Source organism: Nocardia sp. (assembly GCF_025465275.1).
Taxonomy (GTDB): Bacteria; Actinomycetota; Actinomycetes; order Mycobacteriales; family Mycobacteriaceae; genus Nocardia.
Genome location: NZ_JAODNK010000010.1, coordinates 50,805 through 73,683, shown reverse-complemented (window position 1 = coordinate 73,683; position 22,879 = coordinate 50,805). Strand labels below are relative to the sequence as shown.

22 protein-coding genes and 4 tRNA genes are annotated in these 22,879 nt (G+C 64.5%); 19 read left to right on the top strand and 7 right to left on the bottom strand.

The genetic code is table 11. From position 1 onward, the window contains the following. The first annotated feature begins 52 nt into the window (after positions 1-52). The 9 genes from JWN03_RS03220 to JWN03_RS03180 all read left to right on the top strand — a co-directional run bounded on the left by JWN03_RS03220 (position 53) and on the right by JWN03_RS03180 (position 4,963). Positions 53-123, top strand: a tRNA-Cys gene (locus tag JWN03_RS03220). Between the two features lie 22 nt (positions 124-145). Continuing rightward, positions 146-220, top strand: a tRNA-Val gene (locus tag JWN03_RS03215). 152 nt (positions 221-372) lie between these two features. After that, complete coding sequence (locus JWN03_RS03210) at positions 373-1,161, top strand: MBL fold metallo-hydrolase (RefSeq protein WP_297609405.1); 789 nt, start codon at positions 373-375, stop codon at positions 1,159-1,161. Positions 1,162-1,220: 59 nt separating this feature from the next. Continuing rightward, the gene (locus JWN03_RS03205) at positions 1,221-1,871 is read left to right on the top strand and encodes a TetR/AcrR family transcriptional regulator (RefSeq protein ID WP_297609404.1); all 651 of its coding nucleotides are present in this window, start codon (positions 1,221-1,223) and stop codon (positions 1,869-1,871) included. 12 nt (positions 1,872-1,883) lie between these two features. Then, positions 1,884-2,420, top strand: coding sequence for a VOC family protein (locus JWN03_RS03200; protein WP_297609401.1), 537 nt, complete (start codon positions 1,884-1,886; stop codon positions 2,418-2,420). A gap of 44 nt (positions 2,421-2,464) precedes the next feature. Then, on the top strand, positions 2,465-2,968 hold the full coding sequence (locus tag JWN03_RS03195) for a carboxymuconolactone decarboxylase family protein (RefSeq protein WP_297609397.1): 504 nt from the start codon (positions 2,465-2,467) through the stop codon (positions 2,966-2,968). A 79-nt stretch (positions 2,969-3,047) separates the two neighbouring features. After that, positions 3,048-3,647, top strand: a complete 600-nt coding sequence (locus tag JWN03_RS03190) for a chorismate mutase (protein ID WP_297609394.1) — start codon at positions 3,048-3,050, stop codon at positions 3,645-3,647. Positions 3,648-3,696: 49 nt separating this feature from the next. Then, on the top strand, positions 3,697-4,515 hold the full coding sequence (locus tag JWN03_RS03185; protein WP_297609391.1) for an SDR family NAD(P)-dependent oxidoreductase: 819 nt from the start codon (positions 3,697-3,699) through the stop codon (positions 4,513-4,515). Between the two features lie 139 nt (positions 4,516-4,654). Continuing rightward, entirely contained in the window at positions 4,655-4,963 is a 309-nt protein-coding gene (locus JWN03_RS03180; RefSeq protein WP_297609389.1) for a hypothetical protein, read from the top strand. Positions 4,964-4,976: 13 nt separating this feature from the next. Here JWN03_RS03180 and JWN03_RS03175 read toward each other — a convergent pair whose 3' ends face one another. The 3 genes from JWN03_RS03175 to JWN03_RS03165 all read right to left on the bottom strand — a co-directional run bounded on the left by JWN03_RS03175 (position 4,977) and on the right by JWN03_RS03165 (position 7,414). Continuing rightward, positions 4,977-5,450 carry a hypothetical protein gene (locus tag JWN03_RS03175; protein ID WP_297609386.1) on the bottom strand — a complete coding sequence of 158 codons (474 nt, stop codon included), beginning with the start codon at positions 5,448-5,450 and terminating at the stop codon, positions 4,977-4,979. Between the two features lie 66 nt (positions 5,451-5,516). After that, positions 5,517-6,197, bottom strand: coding sequence for a response regulator (locus tag JWN03_RS03170; protein ID WP_297609385.1), 681 nt, complete (start codon positions 6,195-6,197; stop codon positions 5,517-5,519). After that, positions 6,194-7,414 carry a sensor histidine kinase gene (locus JWN03_RS03165; protein ID WP_297609382.1) on the bottom strand — a complete coding sequence of 407 codons (1,221 nt, stop codon included), beginning with the start codon at positions 7,412-7,414 and terminating at the stop codon, positions 6,194-6,196. Before JWN03_RS03165 ends, JWN03_RS03170 begins: the two co-directional genes overlap by 4 nt. Before the next feature lie 195 nt (positions 7,415-7,609). Between JWN03_RS03165 and JWN03_RS03160 the strand changes: the two genes are divergently transcribed. The 7 genes from JWN03_RS03160 to JWN03_RS03130 all read left to right on the top strand — a co-directional run bounded on the left by JWN03_RS03160 (position 7,610) and on the right by JWN03_RS03130 (position 13,341). After that, positions 7,610-8,707 (top strand): serine hydrolase domain-containing protein, encoded by a 1,098-nt coding sequence (locus tag JWN03_RS03160; RefSeq protein ID WP_297609379.1) that lies wholly within the window; start codon positions 7,610-7,612, stop codon positions 8,705-8,707. A gap of 107 nt (positions 8,708-8,814) precedes the next feature. After that, positions 8,815-9,885, top strand: coding sequence for a sigma-70 family RNA polymerase sigma factor (locus tag JWN03_RS03155; RefSeq protein WP_297609376.1), 1,071 nt, complete (start codon positions 8,815-8,817; stop codon positions 9,883-9,885). A 46-nt stretch (positions 9,886-9,931) separates the two neighbouring features. Beyond that, positions 9,932-11,368: an MFS transporter gene (locus tag JWN03_RS03150; protein ID WP_297609373.1), complete on the top strand. Its 1,437-nt coding sequence runs from the start codon at positions 9,932-9,934 to the stop codon at positions 11,366-11,368. 44 nt (positions 11,369-11,412) lie between these two features. After that, complete coding sequence (locus tag JWN03_RS03145; protein WP_297609371.1) at positions 11,413-12,174, top strand: isocitrate lyase/PEP mutase family protein; 762 nt, start codon at positions 11,413-11,415, stop codon at positions 12,172-12,174. An 86-nt stretch (positions 12,175-12,260) separates the two neighbouring features. Next, positions 12,261-12,956 (top strand): hypothetical protein, encoded by a 696-nt coding sequence (locus JWN03_RS03140; RefSeq protein ID WP_297609369.1) that lies wholly within the window; start codon positions 12,261-12,263, stop codon positions 12,954-12,956. 224 nt (positions 12,957-13,180) lie between these two features. Beyond that, positions 13,181-13,252 (top strand) — tRNA-Gly (locus JWN03_RS03135). A 14-nt stretch (positions 13,253-13,266) separates the two neighbouring features. After that, positions 13,267-13,341 (top strand) — tRNA-Val (locus JWN03_RS03130). A gap of 69 nt (positions 13,342-13,410) precedes the next feature. On the opposite strand, the gene JWN03_RS03125 is transcribed toward JWN03_RS03130, so the two are convergent. Next, positions 13,411-14,064 (bottom strand): hypothetical protein, encoded by a 654-nt coding sequence (locus JWN03_RS03125; protein WP_297609364.1) that lies wholly within the window; start codon positions 14,062-14,064, stop codon positions 13,411-13,413. A gap of 313 nt (positions 14,065-14,377) precedes the next feature. Between JWN03_RS03125 and JWN03_RS03120 the strand changes: the two genes are divergently transcribed. Further along, positions 14,378-18,199 carry a CHAT domain-containing protein gene (locus tag JWN03_RS03120; RefSeq protein WP_297609362.1) on the top strand — a complete coding sequence of 1,274 codons (3,822 nt, stop codon included), beginning with the start codon at positions 14,378-14,380 and terminating at the stop codon, positions 18,197-18,199. 63 nt (positions 18,200-18,262) lie between these two features. On the opposite strand, the gene JWN03_RS03115 is transcribed toward JWN03_RS03120, so the two are convergent. Continuing rightward, the gene (locus JWN03_RS03115; protein WP_297609359.1) at positions 18,263-18,508 is read right to left on the bottom strand and encodes a hypothetical protein; all 246 of its coding nucleotides are present in this window, start codon (positions 18,506-18,508) and stop codon (positions 18,263-18,265) included. Between the two features lie 327 nt (positions 18,509-18,835). On the opposite strand from JWN03_RS03115, the gene JWN03_RS03110 reads away from it, so the two are divergent. Further along, positions 18,836-19,840 carry a hypothetical protein gene (locus JWN03_RS03110; protein ID WP_297609356.1) on the top strand — a complete coding sequence of 335 codons (1,005 nt, stop codon included), beginning with the start codon at positions 18,836-18,838 and terminating at the stop codon, positions 19,838-19,840. A gap of 223 nt (positions 19,841-20,063) precedes the next feature. Here JWN03_RS03110 and JWN03_RS03105 read toward each other — a convergent pair whose 3' ends face one another. Beyond that, positions 20,064-20,966, bottom strand: a complete 903-nt coding sequence (locus JWN03_RS03105; RefSeq protein WP_297609354.1) for a helix-turn-helix domain-containing protein — start codon at positions 20,964-20,966, stop codon at positions 20,064-20,066. Between the two features lie 54 nt (positions 20,967-21,020). Between JWN03_RS03105 and JWN03_RS03100 the strand changes: the two genes are divergently transcribed. Further along, positions 21,021-22,259 (top strand): alpha/beta hydrolase family protein, encoded by a 1,239-nt coding sequence (locus JWN03_RS03100; protein ID WP_297609350.1) that lies wholly within the window; start codon positions 21,021-21,023, stop codon positions 22,257-22,259. On the opposite strand, the gene JWN03_RS03095 is transcribed toward JWN03_RS03100, so the two are convergent. Then, on the bottom strand, positions 22,249-22,875 hold the full coding sequence (locus tag JWN03_RS03095) for a MerR family transcriptional regulator (protein ID WP_297609347.1): 627 nt from the start codon (positions 22,873-22,875) through the stop codon (positions 22,249-22,251). The genes JWN03_RS03100 and JWN03_RS03095 overlap by 11 nt on opposite strands. Positions 22,876-22,879: the final 4 nt, after the last annotated feature.

Below are 22,879 nucleotides of genomic sequence, written 5' to 3'. Positions count from 1 at the left end.
GGTCGCGGGTTCAAATCCCGTCATCCGCTCGAAGGCCAACCCGGCCTTGGTTGGCGGTGTGGCCGAGTGGTGAGGCAACGGCCTGCAAAGCCGTGCACACGGGTTCGATTCCCGTCGCCGCCTCTTTAAGAGGCAAATGAATCTCGCGCGATTAGCTCAGCGGGAGAGCGCTTCCCTGACACGGAAGAGGTCACTGGTTCAATCCCAGTATCGCGCACCAGAGTTGCAGAAGGGCCCGGCAGAGATGCCGGGCCCTTCTGCTGTTTCCGGACCGGCCGGGCCATTGACAGCGGTCGTCCGGGTCAATAACTTGTTGGTTGACTAGTAAGTAGGTGGGCCGCGGGGTTCGCCAGCGTCGAAGGGGGCCGCCTCGTGAAGGTTCGTCATTTGAACTGCGGGACGATGCGTTTGCCGACCGGGGTCGAGCTGGTCTGCCATGTGCTGCTGGTCGAGACCGACAATGGGTTGGTGCTCGTCGATAGCGGCTATGGGCTCGAGGACATCGCTGATCCCGGCCGGCGGATCGGGGCGACGAGGCGGTTGCTCCGGCCGGCGTTCGATGCCGATGAGACTGCCGCTCGGCAGGTCGAATACCTCGGGTTCCGGCGGGCGGATGTGCGCCACATCATCACCACGCACTTCGATGCCGACCACATCGGCGGGCTGTCGGACTTCCCGCATGCCACTGTTCACACCACAGCGGCCGAATATCTTGGCGTGGTGGCGAACCCGACGCTGCGGGAGCGAATCCGGTTTCGCACGTCTCAGTGGTCGCACGATCCGGCGATCGTTCAGCACGAGCCGGACGGTGAGAAGTGGCGTGGGTTCGCCGCCGCGAAGGAGCTGACGGATATCGCGCCCGGGATCGTGCTGCTCGCGCTGCCGGGCCACACGCGCGGTCACGCCGCCGTGGCTGTCGACGCCGGCCATCGCTGGGTTCTGCACGGCGGCGATGCTTTCTACCATTCGGGCACCATCGATGGTCATTCCCGCGTGCCGGCGGTGCTCTCCGGGATGGAGACCGCCATTGCGTGGAACTTGAAGCAGGTCCGCGACAATCACGCCCGCCTCACCGAGCTGTATCGACGCAATGAACCGGACCTGTTGCTGGTCTGTGCGCACGATCCCGACCTGCTCGAACACGCCAGAGCCACCGAATAGCCGCCCGGCGGCGGCACATTGGCGCTGCCTGCTTCCACGCCGACAGGACGGAGACGATGATGAGCCGAGGTAGTGCCTCCGAACGACGTTCGCAGGAGGAACGCCGCGGCGAGGCGGAGCGGCGGTTGCTCGAGGCGGCGGCCGAGGCGGTCGCGGAACTGGGGCCCTCGCAGATCACCCTGGCCACTGTCGGTGAGCGCGCGGGGTACAGCCGCGGGCTGGTCACGCACCATTTCGGGTCGAAGGGCGCGATGATGGAACGCCTGGTGGGCACCGTTTCCGAGCAGTTCCGTGACGAGATTCTGGGCAAGACCGGGGCGGGGTCGGCGGTCGAGGCGCTGCGTGGATTCCTGGATATCTATTTCACGGCCGTCGCCGATCTCCCGCCGATCAACCGAGCCCGGCTGGTGCTGTGGGCCGATGCGGTGGCAACGCCGTCGGAGCGGCGGGCAATCGTGCTGGCCTCCGATCGTGAGTTCCGCGAGGAGCTGACCGAACGCATTACGCAGGGCCAGCGGGCCGGAGAGTTCGCCACCGAGGTCGATCCGCACGGACTGGCCATTACGGCGATCGGCGCATTGCGCGGTATCGCACTGCAATCGATGCTCGACCCCGAACTGGACCTCGCCGCCGGCCGTCGCGAACTCGAGCAGATGCTCTTCGGACGGCTGTGCCCCACAACGGATTTCGGATCCCATAATAAGAGTTGAAAGGCAGTACCGATGAGCCGGATCTTCGGCAGTATCACCCAGCTCGGTTACGTCGTCCGCGATATCACGACCGAAATGCAACGCTGGATCGATCAGGGTGTCGGGCCCTGGTTCTACGTCCACGATGTACAGACCGACTACTTCACCTATCGAGGCGCGCCCTCGCCGATGAAAATGAGTGTGGCGCTGGCGAACTCGGGCGATCTGCAGATCGAGTTGATCCAGCCTCGCAATGACGCGCCGTCGCTGTACAAGGAGTTCCTCGACTCCGGACGTGAGGGTCTGCAGCATATTGCGTACTGGACCAAGGACTTTCAAGGCCTGTACGACAAGGCGCTGGCGCTGGGCTACACCGTTGGACACGAGGGTTGCATCGGCGGCGAACTCGGCCGCTTCGCCTACCTCGACACCGAGAAGTCCCTCGGGCACATTATCGAGATCTCCGATATCAGCGGCCCCAAAGGCCAGTTCTTCGAATACATCCGGGAGGTCTCCGCCACCTGGGACGGCAGCGAGCCCCTCCGTGGCGAAGTCGACAAGCTCGCCTGACTTACCTCATCGACTATTTATGCTGCCTCGCAAAGGATTTCAGTATGGACTACCCCGATATCAAGAACCTGCCCAGCGAGCTGCAGGAGGCGCTGAGCACCCACAGCGCCAATGTCTACCGAATGGTGGCGCACTCCCCCGGCATGGCAGCGAGTTTCCTCACGATGGCTGATGCCATGCTGCAGGCCAACTCGCTCCCCCTGCCACTGCGGGAGCTGGCTATCCTGCGCGTCGGCCATATCTATTCCGCGCCGTACGAAATCCATCACCACGAGCGATTCGCTCGCGCCGTCGGCCTCGGCGATATCGCGATCGCGGCCGCTGCCACGGGATCCGGTGCCGGGCTCAGCTCGGAGGAGGCAGCGGTTCTCACCCTCACCGACCGGCTGCTGCTCAGCCACACCCTCGACGAGAGTGACCGCAAGAGCGCACTGGAATTCCTCACCGTCACCCAGCTGGCCGACTTCGTGCTGACCGTCGGCTTCTATCAGCTGGTCTGCAACTTCCTCAACGCGTTCGAGGTCACCACCGAGGGCGAACCCTTCTGACTGCGGCGCGGGGGCTTCCGGAATCTGCCATGCTGCGGGACTGTTACCTGTCCTGACATGAGTAGAGGGAGGTCGAAGTATGAAAGGCCTGGCACTGGTTGCGGTGTCGTCGATACTGCTGCTCGCAGGACAGTTCGGTACCGAGGGCGCGGCTGCGGCGCAGCATGCCGGATCGCTGGACTATCTGGTCGGACTGCTGGCCGATCGAATCGATACCGCTGACACTGTCGCCGCGGTGAAATGGGCTGTCGCGAGCCGCGACGGGCAGGAGCCGGTCATCGACGATCCCGTCCGGGAAGCCGCGATCTACGATGCGATGGCGCAGTTGGGGGCGCAGCGGGACCTACCCGAGTCGTGGGTGCGCGAGGTTTTCCTGGGCCAGATCGAGGCCAGCAAGATCGTGCAGCGCGGCTTGGTGACGCAGTGGCGCTCGGGCCTCGAGGCCGCTCCCACGCCGGCAATGGATCTCACAGCGGTGCGTCCGGTGATCGACCGGGTCGATGCGGAGATCATTGCGGAGTTGGCCGCTCGGCGAGTCGAATTGGCGAGCCCGGATTCTGCGGCCCGACTGGCGAGCAGCGTGGTGGCCACCATCGGCTCACGGCAGGGAGATCCGCTGCACGAGGCGGCGCTGGTGCGGGCGACGGTCCCGCTGTGCGAGGCTCCGGCTTCGCGCTGAAACTCGGTCACCACACTCTGCCGAAACAACTGAAACCCGAGGCACATTCATGAACCAACCGCGCACCATCGCGATCACCGGCGCCACCGACGGACTCGGCCGCGCCCTGGCCGAGCGTCTTGCGGCCGAGGGCGCGACTCTCATCCTGCACGGGCGCGATGCCGAGAAGCTCCGCCGCACAGCTGATTCGCTGCGCCACCATCCGGCGCGCATTCAGACCGTGGTCGCCGACCTCGCCGATCTCACCCAGGTCCGGCGTCTCGCCGCCGATATCACCGAGCTGACCGATCGGCTCGACGTGCTGGTCAACAATGCGGGCATCGGCAGCGGCTACCCCGACTCACGCACCCGGCAGACCAGCGTGGACGGCTATGAACTGCGTTTCGCGGTCAACTACTTGGCCGGGTTCGCACTCACCCTGGATCTGCTTCCCCTGCTACGGAATTCGGCGCCCGCACGCATCGTCAATGTCGCTTCCCTCGGCCAGCAGGCTCTCGATTTCGACAATCTGATGCTCGATCGCGGCTATACCGGCACCCGCGCCTACAGTCAGAGCAAGCTCGCCCAGATCATGTCCGGATTCGAACTCGCCGAGCGTGTACCCGAGGTCACCGTCAACAGCCTGCATCCGGCCACCTATATGCCCACCAAGATCGTGCTCGAGGAAGTCGGCCACCACATCGACAGTCTCGACGAAGGTGTCGCGGCCACCCACCGTCTTGTCACCGACCCGGCTCTCGCCACCACCACGGGCCGGTTCTTCGACCGTGTTCGCGAAGCCAAGGCCGATCGGCAAGCTTATGACCCGCGCGCCCGCTCTGAACTCTGGGAACGCAGCGTGCAGCTCATCCATCACACTGATCGTTGACGGCCCCGGCTCGATGGCGTGAAAGCACCACGCCGAGAACGCCGGCACCGATAGTCGGTGGTGCGGGTGGCGTGGTCGGTGCTACGGTTCCGCACGGCCGAACCGACCGGTACGGCCGAACTGCATCGGGGGGGTTCCCGTGTTCAATTGGTATGTCGGCTTGCTTGCGATCAGTGGCGTTGCCATGCTCGCGATGGCGGCGGTGAAGAACGGGCAGAGCACCGGTTCGCGCAGTATGAATGCCATCTTCGGGGCCGGATTCCTGGGCTATGCCGGGTATCTCGCGTTCCTCTTCGACGGTGGCTCGTATCTGATCTTCTTCCAGGCGTTCCTGCTGCCGGTGATGATGGTGGTGAACTTCTTCCGGAACCGCACCCCGCGTCCGAAACTGACCGAGACGCAGAAGGCTTGGCGCGAGTATCAGAGTTTCGAGCAGCAGCAGCGGTAGCTGAATTCGGGGTCTAGTCCTGCGGGCCGGTGGGCGCCGGGGCGTAGATCACCGGCCAGTCCTCGCGCGCTTGGATCGTGGCGACGACTTCGGCGGCGGAAGTGCCTGCGGGCGCTTCGAAAACGACCGTTGCCTCGCTGGTCAGCTCGTAGGCCGCCGGATCCACCGTGACGACTGCCCGCAGCAGTCGGACCGCGTCCGGGTCGACCTCGGACCGGTCGGGGAATTCCGCGACCTCGGCAGGAATGTGCGAGAACAGTCTCGGGTAGGCCACCAGGTCGACGGTGAGCTGGTCCCCGTCGAGAGTGCGCTCGACCCAGCCATCGGTTTGGAGCACGCACACCGCCTGGCCGGCCTCCGAACCCCAGACTGCGAGCCCGGCAACGGCGCATTCGCCGACCGGGCCGTCCGGGTCCACGGCGACGACGAGAAAAGTGTCGTCGAGTGCGTCCGGGTCGATCCCGGTGCACAGCCAGGCATCCGCCACAGGGACACGCTCCTTCTGTAGGTCGGCATCGCTCTCAGTGAACTACATCCTGAATGAGCCGGGTGATCAGTCCTCGGCGTCGCGGACGATGAGGGCCAGCTGGACTCGGTTCTCTACGGCCAGTTTTGCGAAAAGCCTTCCGATGTGGGTCTTTACGGTGGCGACGCTGAGGAAGAGCTCGGCGGCGATTTCGGCATTGGAGAGGCCGCGGGAAATCGCGCGGGCGATGTCCAGCTCTCGGGTGGTGAGTTGGCCGAGGGCCTGGCGGGCAGCGGCGCGGGCAGTGTGACGAGCATCGGTGGGCAGTTGCGAGGTAGCCGCGGTGATGAGTTGTGTTGTGACGCTGGGGGAAAGCATCGGCCGACCGGCCGCAGCGCCCTTGATCGCGGCGATGAGCTCCGGCGGTGGGGTGTCCTTCAGCAGGAAGCCGTGGCTGCCCAGCCGGAGGGCGCGCAGCACCATATCGTCGGAATCGAAGGTGGTGAGGACGACTATGCGAGGCGGGGTGCGCCAGGTGAGGAGTTCGGCGGTGGCACTGAGGCCGTCGCGCACCGGCATGCGGATGTCCATGAGCACGACGTCGGGATGCTGTTCGCGGACAACGTCGATGGCTCGAGCACCGTCGGCGGCCTCGCCTACGACGAGCAGGCCGGAATCGCCCCCGATGATCAGTGACAGGGCAGCCCGCACGAGTTGATCGTCGTCGACGATCACGATGCGAATCGGTGTTGCGACAATGGCATTCATGAGACCTGCACCGAGGCGGGCCAGGGCAGAATTGCGCGCAGCCTGAAACCGCCCTCCGGCTGATGACCGAACGCTATTGTGCCGCCCAGTAATTCGGCGCGTTCGGTAAGGCCGAGTAGACCATATCCGGAGACGGGCGCGGGTGCCGCGGATCCGGTAGTCCCGGAATCCAGTACGGTCACGGTCAATTCCTGACCTTCCGCGCCTTCGATGCCGACCCATACCGTCGCACCGGGCGCATGCTTGCCGACATTGGTAAGACCTTCCTGCACAATGCGATACGCCGTGCGGGCGCTCTTCATCGGCGGCTCACCGGCAGTGCTGTCGGTGAGTGTGACGTTCAGCCCGGAGATGCGCGCGTCGGCCACCAGGGTGGGGAGCGCGGCGAGCGAGGGTTGCGGGGGTTCGGGTGGATCGGTGGCGTTGAGTTCGTCGGCGCGCAGGACTCCGAGCACGTCGCGCAGTTCCTCCAAGGCCTGGCGCGAGTTGTCGGCGATGGTTTTCGCGATGGCGCCGACCTGTTCGGCAGACAGATCGGGACGGTAGCTGAGCGCTCCCGCCTGCATGGCGACGAGTGAAATCCGGTGTGCGAGTACGTCGTGCATTTCGCGTGCGATGCGGTGCCGTTCCAGGATTCGGGCTTCTGCGGAGCGCGCGACCTGCTCGCGTTCGGCAATTTCGGTGCGCTGCTGTAGCGACCACAGTTCTTCGCGGCGTGCCCCGACCGCGAAACCGATCGCCACGATGGCCAGCGCGGTGGCAACCAGGATGCCGGCCGTGTACCAGTACGACCCGGGCTCATCGTTTTGAGTGTCCAGGCCCGGGTATAGGACGGTGATCGCCAAACCTGCGGCAATGCCACCGACCGATACCGGAAGGGTCTCCGCATAGCGCCGGCGAGTCGCCAGTGAACAGAGCGCCAGCAGTGCGGGTCCGCTGGCGAATGTCGATACCGCTGAGGCAGCGGTCGTGATGGCGGCGACAGCAACCGGGTAGCGCCGCCGGAACATGACCAGCACCATGCAGCACACGCCGATGATCGGGTCTACTGCGAACAACCAGAACTTCAGAAATGGATGGATGTCCGGAGCCAGTCCGTCTGCGGTGAGAATCCACGACAGCACACTGAACGCCAGCACCAGCAGCAGCCGCCAGCTCTGCTGCCACCGCTGGAGTGGCGCCGGACCTGGGCGCATGGGTGCGATGCTAGCGGTCATCGAGTCAGCATTGCCGGTGGGGACGTCATTGCGCATCCGCCTGTGGTCTACGACCGGATCGCCCGAAGTATGACGTTGTCTGAACCGGCGATCGATGTTGCCGCCGCCGCATGCGGTCAGGATGTAATCGAATCGGGCAACCGAACCGCGAACCTGAGGAGTGTCGTGCGGATCTCTCGGCGAATCATATTGGGCGTGCTCACGGTCGGGCTCGCGGCGACGGCCTGCGGTACCGACAACCATGCGACGCCGGCCGACAACCTCGCGGGCACGCTCGAGCCGATTCGGAGCGAGGCCGCGATCCCGGGCATGGCGGCGGCGGTGTGGCGGGACGGCAAGCTCGTCGCGCTCGGCGCAACGGGTGTTCGCAAGTTCGGCGACCCCACGCCGGTCACCGCCGACGACCAATGGCATCTGGGTTCCGATACGAAGGCGATGACCGCGACTTTGATCGGTCTGTATATCGATCGCGGCAAGCTGCATTTCGATGATCGGCTCGGCACGCTTTTCGCCGGCGATCCGATCGACCCCGTCAATGCGAATGTCACCCTCGAGCAGCTGATGCAGCATCGCAGCGGCATAGCGGACGGGCCACCGGACACCGATTCCGACGATTACCTGCATGGCAGCACCTCGGATATCCGGAACCGGGCCGTGCGCGCCGTCCTGGCCGCTGCCCCGGCGCGGCCGGTCGGGACATACGCCTATTCGAATATGGGGTATGTGACCTTAGGCGTTGTGCTGGAACGCATTACGGGAAAGAGCTGGGAAGATCTGATGCGGTCCGAGCTGTTCGGGAAGCTCGGGATGGATTCGTGCGGATTCGGCCCGCCTGGAACCCGGGACACGGTGGATCAGCCGTGGGGCCACACCGTGGTCGATGACAAGCCGGTGCCGATGGCGCCCGGGGATCCGGCCTCGGACAATCCGCCCGCGCTCGGTCCGGCGGGGACCGTGCACTGTTCGCTGGCCGATTGGGGCAAGTTCCTCGCGGTGCATCTTGCGGGTGCGCGAGGCGAGACCACGATGCTGACGAAGGACACCATGGCCAGGCTGCATCAGCCGCCGAGCGGTGGCGATTACGCTGGGGGCTGGATGATCGCCGACCAACCGTGGGCAGGTGGACGTGTTCTGGCGCACGATGGCAGCAACACCATGTGGTACGCGACGGCATGGATCGCGCCCGAGAAGAACATGGTGTTCACGGTTGTCGCCAATCGCGCTGACGAGCGTGCGACAACCGGTATCGGCAAGGCGGTCACCGCACTGACCGACACCTACGCCCCTCGCTGAAGCCGTGAGAACCGTTTCCGACCTCCGATGCGCCGGCACCGACCATTTTCGGCCGCCCGCGGTGTCCATCTTTATGAGAGGACCACCATCGGAGAGTAGGAGCCACTATGCGAGGGATTCCGCCGGGTAGGGGAACCGGGGGCGAGGCTCGGGCGCAGCGGTCGTCGACGGAGCTGCTGACGCTGGCGCGGGAGGGCGATGGCGAGGCCTTCCGCGGGCTCGTCGAGCCGTACCGGCGCGAGCTACAGGTGCACTGCTATCGCATCCTGGGCTCGGTGCAGGACGCCGAGGATCTGCTGCAGGAGACATTACTGGCGGCTTGGCGCGGACTCGGCGGCTATGAGGAGCGGGCGTCGGTACGGACCTGGCTGTACCGAATCGCTACCAATCGCTGTCTCAATGCCTTGCGGGCCGGTGCCCGGCGTCCGCATGATTTCGCGGCCTATGAGACGGAGGTTCCGTTGCCCGAGCCATCACATCGCCGGCCGGAACCGAGCTGGCTGGAGCCGTACCCCGATCTGCTGCTCGACCGGATTGCCGACGACCTGCCGGGGCCGGAAGCGCGCTATGAGGCCAGGGAGTCGGTATCGCTGGCGTTTCTTGCTGCACTGCAACAACTTCCACCGAAACAGCGCGTCGTTCTGGTGCTGCGGGATGTGCTGGGATTCCGGGCGGCCGAGGTGGCGAACATTCTCGACACGACCGAGGGCGCGGTGACCAATGCGCTGAAACGCGCACGCAGCGCCTTGGCCGATCCGGCATCGGGTCTCGATCGGGAGAGCGCTCCCCTGCCGAATTCACCGCAGGAGCGCCGGGTGGTGGATGATTTCATCCGCGCCTTCGATGCCGGGGATGTCGATGCGATCGTGGCCGTGCTGACGGACGACGCCTGGCTGACCATGCCGCCAATTCCACTGGAATACCAAGGCGTGGAAGCAATCCGGCACTTCCTGACCACCGTGGTGATGCGCAACGGCCGCCGGCATGTGCTGATCCCGACACGGGCGAACGGCCAACCGGCGTTCGGATATTACCTGCGTGATCCGCGGACGCCGATCCTGCACGCGCACGGAGTACTGGTTTTGACATTGAGCGGCAGTCGAATTGCCGCATTGACGCGATTCCATGACAACTCACTGCTGCCGATTTTCGGGTTGCCGCGATCGCTGCGGTACTGATCTGCGTTTTCTATCAACACATTCAGCCTTGCACTAAGGAGTATCGGTGAATACCGACGAAGGACGAATGACGTCCACGCAAGCATGGGTATTGGGGCTTGCTTCGGTGGCGTCATTCATGATGGCCCTGGACAGTTTGGTCGTGACAACCGCCCTGTCCACGATCCGGAAGGATCTCACGGCATCGGTCGAATCACTCGAATGGACTGTCAACGCATACAATTTGACGTTCGCGGTACTGCTGCTGACCGGCGCCGCACTGGGTGACCGATACGGCCGCCGCCGCATGTTCAATACCGGGCTGGCGGTGTTCACCCTTGCCTCGGTGGCGTGCGCACTGTCTCCGAATATCGGCACGCTGATCATGTTCCGGGCACTACAGGGCGTCGGCGCGGCACTGGTGCTGCCGCTATCGCTCACCCTGCTCACCGCCGCGTTCCCGCCGCAGCACCGGGGCAAGGCGATGGGGCTGTACATGGGCATCACCGGGCTGGCGACATTCAGTGGCCCGTTCATCGGCGGCGCCATCGCCGAAGGGCTGGCGTGGCAGTGGATTTTCTGGCTGAACCTGCCGATCGGGCTGATCACCATCTTGTTGACGGCTCGGCGAATCGACGAAAGCTTCGGTGCGAATACACGTTTCGACCTGCCGGGGGTCGCGCTCGTGACTGCGGGTGGGTTCGGCGTCATCTGGGGTCTGGTGCGCGGAAATACGGCCGGCTGGCGCAGTGCGGAGGTGCTGAGCACGCTGATACTCGGTGTCGCACTGGTGATTTCCTTCGTGCTGTGGGAGCAGCGCTCGAAAGCGCCGATGCTGCCGATGCGGTTCTTCCGTTTACGAGCGTTCGCCACGGCCAATCCGGCCAATGCGCTGGTGTTCGCTTCGCTGTACGGCACGCTGTTCTTTCTCGCGCAGTACTTTCAGATCGTGCGGGGTGACGGGCCACTCGGGGCTGGACTGCGGCTGATGCCTTGGACAGCAACACTATTGGTGTGTGCACCGATCGCAGGCAAGTTGACGGATAAGGTCGGCGAGCGGAAGTTCGTGGTCGGCGGACTGCTGCTGCAGACGCTCGGCACGGGCTGGATTGCCCTTGTCGTCGGAACGAATACGAATTATCTGACGCTGCTGCCCGCATTGGTCATCGGCGGGGTCGGACTCACCATGGCCATGCCCGCAACACAGAAGGCGGTGGTCAGCGCGGTGCGACCACACGAGATCGGTCAGGCGTCGGGCGCGTTCATGATGCTGCGCACCTTCGGTTGCGTGTTCGGTGTCGCGGTTTCGGTGGCTGTCTTCTCGAGTGCCGGGGGTTACTCGTCGCCCGAGCAGTTCAGTAAGGGATTCGCGGCGGCGATGGGTGCGGTTGCCGTCTTCGCGTTCATCGGGATGCTCATTGCGCTCGGAATGCCGGGGAAGCGGGCGGCTGAACCACTGCAGGCGCCAAGTGCCGCGCCGGAGAGTGTGCCCTCGGCGCTCTGATCCGGTCGAAACATACAGTCATTCTTTTGATTTGGAGGATATCGATGAGTACAGATGTGACAGTGCTGAAGCTTCGTGCCGAGCTGCTGCGGGAACTGCATCGCGGAGAGATGCTCGTACTCCCCAATGCGTGGGATGCGGCCAGTGCGGCGATCGTGGCGGAGGCGGGGTTTCCGGTCGTAGCGACTGCCAGCGCCGCGATCTCGGCAATGCTCGGCTATCCCGATGGTGAGGGTGCGCCGTGGCAGGAGATGTTCGCCGCGGCGGGTCGTATCGCACGGGCGGTATCGGTTCCTGTGACGGTGGATGCCGAGGCCGGCTATGGCATGCGGCCACGCGAATTGGTGGATCGGCTGCTCGATATCGGAGCGGTCGGCTGCAACTTGGAGGACACCGACCATCGGGCAGGTGGTCTGCTCGAGGCCGAAACGCACGCTCAGTGGCTCGCCGGCGTCCGTTCGGCTGCCGATGATGCCGGAGTTCCGATTGTCATCAATGCCCGCGTGGATGTCTTCCTCCCGGTCGCCGGGATACCCGAAGCAGAACGGGTCGCGGAGGCCATACGACGCGGCCGGCGCTATCTGGAGGCCGGTGTCGACTGCATCTATCCGATCGGTGTGCGGGAGAAGCGCGATATCGCCACGCTCGTGAGCGAGCTTCCCGGCCCGGTCAATGGCAATACCGGTGATTTCCTGGATCTGGCGACACTGCGGGAAGTGGGCGTCGCGCGGGTGTCGTACGGCCCCCGTTTCTACCGGGCCGCCCTGGCCGACCTGAAAGTCGCTGTCCAGCAGCTGCTGAGCTGACCTACGATGCAGCTCAGGTCCCGCATTCCGATGGATTCGAGCCGCAGTGTGGGAGAGCAGTCGCCCCGACCGAAAGGCAGCGCCGCATGACCACCGCACGCATTACCGCCGTTGTGGCTTTCGTACTCGCGATTTCCGGGGCCGGTGCGGTCACCGGCCCGGTCGGCCCGGCGCAGGCGTACGGGCCGGCGTCGTGTGTGCCGGGAAATCCGTTGCAGCCCACGGCGGAACTGTTCGCCACCGAGAACACGGACACCATTACCGATCCGAGCGATCCACGATTGAACGATCAGCTCGGGATGTTCGAGATTGCGGTGGATGCGACGGCGGTGACCGAGCTCGCGCTGCCGGTCTGGTCCGACCTGCTGGATGGGGTCTTCTGGTCGGACCAGAGCGGGGCAGCGACTTATGAGCGGTCGCGCGATTTCCATCTGGCGTGTACCGACAGTCGCAATCTGTTCTGGATTGCCGATGATGTGCGCGTGCGGTACCACCAGGAATCGGTGCTGACGTTCGAATTGCTGCCCGCCGATGATGCGCGGGCGAATGCGGTCAGCATTACCGTCACCGGGGTGGATCGGACGCGTTTCCATGATGCGCTGGTGGCGGATCCGGCGGTGCGAGATCGGATCGGCGGTGGATCTGTCACCGAATCCGGTGCGCTGATTCTGGTGATCGATCGTGCCGATTTCGAATTGACTCGCCACCTTATCAGCGGCCTTGGCGGGCAATGGGATTCGGCCGGGCTGCAATATGGCGACCGGGAATTCGTGGGCTCCTGATCGGCGTCAGCCGAGAAGGTGCCGGGCGGCGACTTCCGTTCCATCGACGGACCTCCTGGCCGAGCGCTCGCAGCCGCAGGGCCGGCGCCAGGTCCGGCTGGACCTCGCCACGAGACCAGACCAGCCCCGCGCACCCCCGTTATGGTGGCGATTTGCAATCTGTGGCGGTTTGTCCCTAAAGTTCTGTCCCGCAAGCCGATCGGCTCCCGAGCCCCGGCAAGCAAGCGGATGTGGCGCAGTGGTAGCGCATCACCTTGCCAAGGTGAGGGTCGCGAGTTCGAATCTCGTCATCCGCTCAACGGGGGAACACGCGCGATTAGCTCAGCGGGAGAGCGCTTCCCTGACACGGAAGAGGTCACTGGTTCAATCCCAGTATCGCGCACCAGAGTACGGTCAGATCAGGCCCGGTTTCGACCGGGCCTTTCTGCTGTCATGGCTCAGTAGATCGGTTACCTCAGCAAGACGATGTCGGCTGGATGGATTTCAATTCCTTGAGGTCCAGTTGGTGGATCGAGCCGTCATTACCGATGATCTCGAGCTTTTCCGCGTCGGAGTGACCCAGGTGTCCACAGAAGGATCCCGAGGGACCCTCGGCGCGAACGAACGTGCCCACCGGGTTCGTTGTCGCACCGAAGAATACGACCGCCGTTGTGGCGATGAGCAGGACCAATCCCGTGAGGGTCGCCCGGCGGGCCCGCGCGAGGGCTGCCGCTCCCTGTCCCGCACTGTCGGATTCCCACTTGCGCAGACGCTCACCGGTTATCCGGACCGCCCCACCGGTGACACCGAACGCCGCCGACATGGCCTGCCAGGTGCCGTAGAGCAGTGCGAGGAGACCGGCCAGGGCCAGTACCCCGGCGATCGGGCGGCAGACACCGTTCAGCCGGTCTGCCACTCCGGGAGCCACCACGATCGACGTCACCGACAGCAGCGAGGTGAGACCGGCCAGTCCGGTGCGCCAGTTCTGCGCAACCGAACGGACACTGCTCAATTCGGTGAATTGCAGACTGTCTGCGCGTTGCGCCCAGCGCTTGGAGTTGAGCGTCACCGGCGGCTGCACCGGTGGAACCGGGTTACCCGATTGCGGCTCACCTTGCGGGGTGCTCATAGTGTGGCCACGGTCGCCCAGTAGGCACCGCAGCTCGAGTCGTCAGCCGGGTGGCCCTCGTGCCGATGACCGCATTTGCAGCACATGGTCACGACTTCCTCGTCACCTTTAACAATTTCGCCCGGTATGCCCGGTATGAGCCTGTCGAAGTCCATTGCAGTCGGGTGGTTGCACCGAGGGCAGTTCCCAGTCAGCCGGACAACGGTGCCGATCCGATGTTCGGTGAACTCCGGCTGCCACGACGGATCGTAGACTTCGGCCCATTCGACATCACCTGCCATATGCGCTGTCGTACCATAAATTTCGGCCTGAAGTGGCCACTTCTCCATATGTGGAGGTCGCCATTCTGCACTTGCAGATCACCGATTACACCGGCGAATTCGCATGGCGTTGGCGGTTGCTGGATGACCACGGGGAGGAACTCGCCACCGAGACAGTCGAGCTGACTGCCGCAGAGCTGTCGTCCACCGGTTTGCTGGACCTGTATCGCCGGCTCTGGCTGGTCGACACCGATCCCGCGTACCGCGCGCAATCAGAACAGGCGATTCTGAACCCGATCGGCGACTTCATCGGTGCGCGACTGCTGGGCCGCATCGCCGCCGAACTGCTCCGCCGGGCACCGACGATCGTGGGGCTGGAGGTGCCGCCGGATGCCGTTCGCCTGCTGGGTCTTCCGTTCGAGCTCGCTCGCTACGAGCACACCTCACTGATGCTGTCGGGTGTGACGTGGTGGTACCACCCGGGCGCGGCCGCCGCCGCGGCATCGCGCGAGAACACCGGCGATCAGCGACGCATTCTCGCCGTCTTCGCGCTGCCCGCCGACGCGTCGGCACTGGCCCTGGTCCACGAGCGCCGGCAGCTGGCACGGACATTGGCGCCGCTCGGTGACGCAGTGCACTTGGAGATTTTGCAATACGGTGTGACCCGTGCCGCCCTCGGTGCGGCGCTGCGCGATGCCGGCGGCTGGGACATCGTCCACCTCTCCGGGCACGGGCGCGCTGGACAGCTCACCCTCGAAAATGCCGACGGCAGTGGCGATCCGGTCGGGATGCGGCACCTGCTGGAGCTGCTCGCGCCGCTCGCCGGTCGAACGCAGCTCGTGATGCTGTCGGCGTGCGAGTCCGGGGTCGCGCGGGCTGCCCGGCATGGGATCACCGTGGGCGGAGCGGTGGCGCGACGCCCGGCGATAGCGCTGGAGAATCTGGGTTACGAGGTTGCCGCCGCGCTCGGCTGTGCGGTTGTCGCGATGCGCTACCCGGTGGAGGACCGCTTCTCGGTGACTTTCAACAATGCGCTGTATCGATCGGTTCTCGCCGACGGCGCCGTGCTCGAGCACGCCGTGCACAGTTCGCTGCTGGAAGCCCTCGATGACGCTCCCGGCACGCCGCTGTCCATCGCGACGCCGATACTGCTGGCCCCTGCGCCCGGGTTGCGATTGGGGCCACTGAAGGGGGCCGCGATCACCGAGCCTCATGAATTGGGCAGGGCGCCCGCGGAAGCCGAGTTCTACATCGGCAGCGGACGAACCATGTCGTCGATCGCCGAGACGCTGCTGGGCGCCGGTGACATCAGCGCGGTCGCACTGATCGGGATGCCCGGGATCGGGAAGACCGCCGCGATGACGGAGAGCACGCACCTGCACGGGCACCGGTTCGACGAGGTCGTGTGGTTTGCCCTGAGATCGGGTGACGATGTGTCGGCGCTTCGGCGCGCGGTGGGCGATCAGAGTATTGCCGAGATCCGCGGCAAGTCGATTCTGCTTGTCGTCGACGACGCCCACCACGGACTTGACGACTCGGGAAATTGGCGTTCGCCGGAGTTGGGCAGCCTGATCGAGGAATTGTCAGTTCCCGGGGGGCGCGCTCGCATCCTGCTGGCTTCGCAACGGCCGCTACCGCTTTCGCCGAACGTCCGGCACGTTGTGGTGCCGCTACTCAACCGATCGGAGGCCGGGCTGCTGCATCGTCAGCTGGCGGAGCGCAACGGCATCGAGAACCCTGAACGCGCCACGTCGCTCGCCTGGCTGGTGTGCCGGGGTCACCCGAAACTCACCATCGATGTCGGCGGCGGGACGCGTGCGGAGGAAAAACGCGAAGCTCGCCGCCTGGGAAGTCTCTGGAATGTCTACTCACCTCCGGCGCCGTCGACTGCGCGAGACAGTCCGACGCCGGCTGGATCCCATCCCGGGTCACATATCGAGCGATGGGCCGAAGAACGGATTACAACACTTCCCACCACTTCGTCCGCGTTGCTGTCGGTGATCTGCGGGCTTGAAATGTCTGATCGCGCAACCCCGGTCCTCGACCTGGTGTGGTCGCTATTCGTCGACGCCGGAGTGATCGACAAGTCAGCGGGCCCAGATTTCACCGATCATCTGGGACCGCTGTTCGATGCCGGACTGGCGCAGCGATACAAGGACATCTTCGTGCTCGTGCATCCGGCGGTGGCGCAGGTGGCCCGCGGCTTCGATCGGACCATCGATCGAATCACGGCGACGACCATGTCCACCTGGTGGAGCCTGCACCACGATGGTGAGCACGCCGACACCGAAAGCGAAGATGCGCTCGCGCACTACGCCGCATCGGCGGTGCCGTATCTGATGCGGTCCGGAGCGTGGGAAGCGGCATCCGCGCGGGCCGAACAAGCTATCCACCACGACGATTCCCCCAATATGGCGGCCCGGCTGCTGCCATTGGTCAACACGATCGTGCTGGCCGGCTCCGATACGCCGTGGCGGCGCGCGTCGCGTTATGTGCGTGCGGTGATCGTCGGGAAAATCGACCCGCAGGTGGGATTGGACGCACTGACAGGACTATTCGACGAAGCGAAAAGCCTCGGGGATGCCCATGTCATGGTCGCCGCCGCCAGCGGGATCGCCAACATCCTGACCGAGTCGAATCCCCAAGGGGCTCACGATTGGCTGCAGGAAGCGATGAAGCACACCGGGGAGGGCACGCTGAGCCCGTTGGCATTATTCAATCTGCGGCTGAAGAGCGCGAAGCTGGTCTACCAGTCGGGCGCGGACACTGCGCATAGCGCGGCGGTGGCGCGAGACCTGGCCGTCGAACTCGATGCGCTGGCCGCCGGCGACGATCTCAGTGGCGCCAACCTGCATACACTTCAAGCCGAGGTTCGACACTTTCAGGAGCGCGCCGGGCGCTCGATAGAGCTCGGCGGCGATTCTTCTTCCGGGCAGCCTTTTTTCGGTGAGGCCGATCCGAAAGCTTCACAGCGAGAACTACTTCGGGCACAATTCAACGCCTTGTCGGAGGCTCTGCCGCACGGCTCGTTCGGTAGCGGCGTGGAGCATCTGCTGGCGGCCCTGCTTGCCGAGTTCGCTCAGCCCGGCGACGACGCTGAGCGCGCGCTGGTGCTCGCCACTCTTGCGCAGCTACGACGTCGAGACGGCAGCACGACCGATGCTGTAGCGCTACTCGAGCGGGCGCTGCGCGCCGACTACGCGGCAAGGGCGAGCAGCCAAGCGGCCCAAGATCACCACCAACTGGCGATCGCCTCGGCCGAGCTGGGGAAGCCGAAGGACGCGGCGTTGCATCTGTGCGCCGCGGCGATCATTCGCACCAGGGTGTCGAAGGGCTTGTTCCTGTTCGTTCAGCAGCCTCCGGTCCTCCTCTCGATATGGAGCCTCAAGCTGCTCGTCGCCCGCCGACCCGACCTCCTGCCCGACTCGTACGCGAGCCTTCGGACTCAACTTGCCGAGCTGCTCGGAAATGAGCTGGAGACATTGCTTTCCGACTCGCCGCGCTTCCCGCTGAGCATCACGACCGAAGGATTCTTGACGGTTGAATGGGGAGCACTTCCCGACAAGGTCGATGGGGACTCGCTCACCGACGTGCTGGCTCTCGCACACGCCAACCCGAGCCCCTCCCAACTGCTCGATGTGGAATACATTGCCAACCATTGGCAGGAGACCATCAGCGCCGTGGGAGCGCGGGACCGGGTTCAGGAGGCACAGCGGGGAATCGATGTTCTTCGGGCGGCGGGGTGGACGGAGTTGGCAGCGGCACTGCAGCGGGTCATTGCCGGCGCGGGGGCGGAGGTGCTGGAGGGGCTCGTGGGCATAGATTCGGAGATCGTCAGGCGGACGCTCGCGCAATCCCGGTACCGCGCACCATAGTTCGATCAGATCAGGCCCGGTTTCGGCCGGGCCCTTCTGCTGTTCCGGGCGTCTTGTCCCGTATCAGTGCGCGGAGAGACTGCTGAGTACCCCGCCGGCGTAGCCGCCGCCGAACGCGCTGCCGAGTGCGGCGGCCGTACTGCCGGTGTCCACCGAGCCGGTGCCGATCGCATTGCCCAGGTCTGCGGCAGAACCGGGGGTGATGTCCACCTCCTGGGCGGTGACCGGAATCCCTTCTGCGGCAGCCGTGCCGGCGGCACCACCGAGAAGGGCGAAGGCGGTGGCACCGATCAGAATCGTTCGTTTCATGAAGTTGTCCTCTTATCCGTTTGTAGAGGCAGGAGCAGTGTTCTCCCGCTCTGCCGGTGAGAGCATATGAAATATTATTGGTTCAGATGATCGTTTTGGAGCACCCGGAAATGGGGGCACCGTGGGATTGCCGAAAGCCTTTCTCGGCGTTCATAATTGGCGATCCGGCGGCGGCAGCCGGTGGGCTACGGCCGGGATGACGCCAGCAGGGCCGAGCGGGCGGCGTCCGGGGAGGACCGACGAGCCGCCCGCCGGATCACACCCGCAACCTCCCTGCGGGGCGCATAATGACGCGACAGTGTTGCATCGCTTGGCCGGAGAGTCCGCATGAATGCAGAATCCCATGGACGTTTGTCAACAATTCTTGCCATTTCGACATTGATTATCGCGTTTACGGCCGGTTGCTCGGCGAGTAGCTCAACTCCCAAGCCATCACTCACAGCATCGAGCAGTACCCCTGGGCCGACCTCAATTTCGGCCACGGCGACCGGTACTACTTCAGCGGTCCCGCCGGCGACATCAGGGATCCTCACACAAAGTTTCGTCGGCACCGGTTCTGTAGGGCACGTGAACTACGGATTCATCGATCCCGGCTCCGGAAAGTACTCTCAGGTCGCATCATTCGACGTCTCCACATGCGCGAATACCTGCGATACCGGCAATACCCTCTCCGTGTCGCCTGATCTCAAAAGGTTCGCATTCACGAAGAAGGTCGATGGGCATGACAGTGCTGGATGGATAGATGCCAGTGGGACATTCACCAATGTCACGCCCGCGTCCGCGCTCGGTCCATTCGGAGGTACGCAGCCGGATTTCGAGTCCATCGGATTCGATGGCGCGAGTAACTTCTACTACCGACAGCCCGGATCACCGGTAGACAATTACTACGAAATACCGGCTGGAGCGACGAGCAATCCGCAGGCCGTGGCGCACGGACACCTCGGCGGCCCTTACCTCAACTACGACGGCACCATCGTGTTCCCCACGGCAGACTGCGGAACGCTGATCTGGCTGGGTGGACCCAATAAAGTAATAGATGCCAAGGACACTCAGGTATACCGGTCCGACGTCGTCAAGGATCCGGCGACCAATTGCTTCACGGCCAGCAACCGGACCCCACTACTGCCCACGACGAACACCGCCGTCCTGACGAACCCCGTGAGCAATCACGACGGCACACAGATCGCCTTCAAGTACCTCGACCCCCAGGGCACCGGCCAAACCTCCGTCTACGTCATCACCGTCGACGGAAGCAGCCCCCCGAAAAAGCTGGACCTGCCAACGATCACCAACGCACAACTCTCGAGCATGACCCTCATGAAATGGCTGTAACCCAACACATTCCCCCCACCCCCGCCCGAATCCTCCCCTCGCACAACTGAAACGACATCCACCAGGAACTGGTGGCGGTAAACGCCGAGAAGGCCCCGCCACCAGTTCCTGGTCGAGGTGGCTCGACTGGAGTCGCCGGCGGACCTGGTGCAAGCGATCGAAACTGCGGGTGGTTCATATGCTCGAGTGATGGGCGAGCTTGTAGGAATCCGATGATCGCGAGCTATCGGTGGGCACGGAGGGCTGCGGATAGCCAGGCGAAGGCGGGGACCGCGGGTGGGGTCGGTGGGTGGCCGTTGATCAGGCCGAGTAGCTCCCAGTAGCGCTCCACTTCGGGTTCGGCCACTGCGTCGAGCCAAGCGACGAGCGCGGCGGTTTCCGTTGCGGGGAGATCCGGGGGAACGATTCGGCTCAGGATCGGCTCGGCTGCAAGCGATTCCGGTGGGATGCCCGTAGCTATTGCCGGGGCTGCGTGTTCGAGGATCAGGGGGCGGATGGTGAGGCCGAATTCGATGCGGTTGTCGGGGGTGCCGGTGAGGACCATTCGGCGGAGGGTTTGCTGGAGGGAAGTGTCGGATACCAACTCGGCCAGCTCGATCCAGGCGTCGACTTGGGCGGGGGTGGGGTCGTCGGGGAGGGTCGGGGGTAGGTCGCGCATGAGGTCGGCGATGGCTGTGCTGTCTTCGTCGGTGACGCCGGAGAAGGCTTTGTCGACAAAATCGTTGATGATCTGCTGACGTTCCTGGGCTGAGAGTGTGGCCAGTTTGTGCATCAATGTCAGTTCCTCGGTGGTGGATTCGCGTTTGGTTACGGTGCGGAGGACGGCGCAGCGGAGGCGGAGGGTGCGGATTTCGGCTTCCAGTGCGTGGACGTGGGTTTCGGCTACGTCGGACAGGGTGAGCTGGTTTCCCAGGATCTGGCGGACGGTTTCCAGGCCGAGGCCTAGTTCGCGAAGGGTGCGGACCAGGTCGAGACGGCCTACCGCCTCGGCGTCGTACAGGCGATAGCCGGCCGCGGAGCGGGTTGCGGGGGTGACCACGCCGGTGTCGGACCAGAAGCGGATGGTGCGGACCGGGAGGCCGGTGCGTTGGGCCAGCTCGCCGATCGTGTGGAGGTCGTCGGTCATGGCAATACGCTGCACCTTCCACCCACTGGAGACGCAAGTGGTTAAGTGATCGAGGTGTTCGATAGGCGGGTCTTCGGGGCGGCTGTGGGGTTGGTTGCCGGGGTCGGATTGTTGGCGGCCGCGACGCCGATTTCGGTCAGCCCGCGGGTGCGCCTGACGTTGCCGGGGCTCAGTGGGCGCTATCCGGTGGGCACGGTGGATCTGCATCTGGTGGATTCACGGCCGGATCCTTGGCAGCTGAGCGAACGGCGGGAGTTGATGGTTACCGTGACCTACCCCGCGCAAGGCGGAGGGGAACTCGCTGACTGGATGTCACCGCGGGTAGCGAGTGCGTTCGATCAGAGCGTGCCCGACCCGACATTTCTGGATATTCCTGCGGGCGTGGCTGATTGGGGTGGGACCAAGCGGCCGGCGATGGTGTCGGCCGGGGTGGATCGTACGCAGGAGATGTGGCCGGTGGTGTTGTTCTCGCACGGTCTCGGGATGCTGCGGGAACTCGATACGGTTCTCACCGATGATCTGGCGAGTCACGGCTATGTTGTTGTCTCCCTTTCGCATCCGCATGATTCGGCGGCGGTCGAGTTCCCCGACGGCCGGGTTGTCACCAGCAGTGCCGAGTCGAGTGTGGAATTCCTGCAGCGGACGATGGAAGCCCGCATTGCCGATACCCGATTCGTGCTGGATGAGCTGACGCGCTTGAATCGGGGTGACAACCCTGATGCCGAGAGACACCCGCTGCCCACGGGTCTGGTTGGGGCGCTGAAACTTTCGGTGATGGGCATGTTCGGCCACTCATTGGGTGGGTGCACGACAGCCGAGAGCATGTACTACGACCGGCGGATCGGTGCCGGGATCAACTTCGACGGTGGGATGTCGCCGGGGAAGGTCGGGGAAAGCGTGCAATACGGCTTGGATCGGCCGTTCCTGCTGGTGGGCTCCGACTTCGTGTACCCGGCGACAGGCGACACGCTCGAGCACTCGCACACGAGTACCGATATCGACCCGTCGTGGATGGAGTTCTGGACCTATCAGCGGGCATGGAAACGGGATCTGCACTTCGACGGCGCCGCGCACAATGGGTTCACCGACCTCCAGGTCGTGGTCCCGCAGCTCGCGCGGGTGCTGAAGCGGGGTGCGCAACAGCGGGAGATCGGGCGGATCGACCCCGAGCAGTCGGTGAGCGCCCAACGTGCCTATGTCGCAGCGTTTTTCGATCTGCATCTGAAGCACAGCGACAGCCACCTGTTCGACGGAGACAACCCGCTCTACCCGAACACGCGCTTCATTCCTTAGGGTTGAGATCTGCGCCCGGAGGGTTGAGATCTGCGCCGGGCGGGATCATTCGAGTGCGGTTGGCTTGCAACCGTTCACGGTCCGCCGGGGTCATTGCGGCGAAGGCATCCTCGCGGCGTTTCAACAGTGCCGCAAACTCTTCCGCGCTCAAACTCCGCGCGAATTCCGCACGCTGCCGGATCAGCCGGGCGAATTCCTCCGGGGTCAATGGTTGATTCATGGTGATGGTCTCCTCTATCAGTCGCAGGAACTCCGAGGTCGACGGCTCTACCGCTCGGTCAAGGGCTTCGAGTGCGTCGAGCAGGCGGTTTCGCAGCGCATCGGCTCGGGCGATGCGGTCTTCGACAAGCGTCAGCTGTTGCCGGATCAGGTCGCGGGGGTCCTGGTCGGGGTCGGCGTGCAGGAGGGCCGCGATGTCCTCGAGCGGAAATCCGAAGCCCCGCAATGCCACAATGCGGTGCAGGCGGTGGACGTCGGACTCGGTGTAGCTGCGGTGGCCGCCCGAGGTGCGCGATGAGGGCACCAATAGGCCGAGCTGGTCGTAATGGTGCAGCGCCCGGACTGTGACGCCGGTTTCGCGGGCCAGGCCTCCGACACGCCATACCTGTTCTGCCACTGTG

Bases quoted from the DNA above. Each gene is read 5' to 3' on its own strand.
- JWN03_RS03115 (WP_297609359.1), bottom strand. From the start codon at position 18,508: ATGAAACGAACGATTCTGATCGGTGCCACCGCCTTCGCCCTTCTCGGT.
- JWN03_RS03145 (WP_297609371.1), top strand. From the start codon at position 11,413: ATGAGTACAGATGTGACAGTGCTGAAGCTTCGTGCCGAGCTGCTGCGG.
- JWN03_RS03125 (WP_297609364.1), bottom strand. From the start codon at position 14,064: ATGAGCACCCCGCAAGGTGAGCCGCAATCGGGTAACCCGGTTCCACCG.
- JWN03_RS03190 (WP_297609394.1), top strand. From the start codon at position 3,048: ATGAAAGGCCTGGCACTGGTTGCGGTGTCGTCGATACTGCTGCTCGCA.
- JWN03_RS03105 (WP_297609354.1), bottom strand. From the start codon at position 20,966: ATGACCGACGACCTCCACACGATCGGCGAGCTGGCCCAACGCACCGGC.
- JWN03_RS03165 (WP_297609382.1), bottom strand. From the start codon at position 7,414: ATGACCGCTAGCATCGCACCCATGCGCCCAGGTCCGGCGCCACTCCAG.
- JWN03_RS03200 (WP_297609401.1), top strand. From the start codon at position 1,884: ATGAGCCGGATCTTCGGCAGTATCACCCAGCTCGGTTACGTCGTCCGC.
- JWN03_RS03195 (WP_297609397.1), top strand. From the start codon at position 2,465: ATGGACTACCCCGATATCAAGAACCTGCCCAGCGAGCTGCAGGAGGCG.
- JWN03_RS03185 (WP_297609391.1), top strand. From the start codon at position 3,697: ATGAACCAACCGCGCACCATCGCGATCACCGGCGCCACCGACGGACTC.
- JWN03_RS03155 (WP_297609376.1), top strand. From the start codon at position 8,815: ATGCGAGGGATTCCGCCGGGTAGGGGAACCGGGGGCGAGGCTCGGGCG.
- JWN03_RS03110 (WP_297609356.1), top strand. From the start codon at position 18,836: ATGAATGCAGAATCCCATGGACGTTTGTCAACAATTCTTGCCATTTCG.
- JWN03_RS03170 (WP_297609385.1), bottom strand. From the start codon at position 6,197: ATGAATGCCATTGTCGCAACACCGATTCGCATCGTGATCGTCGACGAC.
- JWN03_RS03205 (WP_297609404.1), top strand. From the start codon at position 1,221: ATGAGCCGAGGTAGTGCCTCCGAACGACGTTCGCAGGAGGAACGCCGC.
- JWN03_RS03140 (WP_297609369.1), top strand. From the start codon at position 12,261: ATGACCACCGCACGCATTACCGCCGTTGTGGCTTTCGTACTCGCGATT.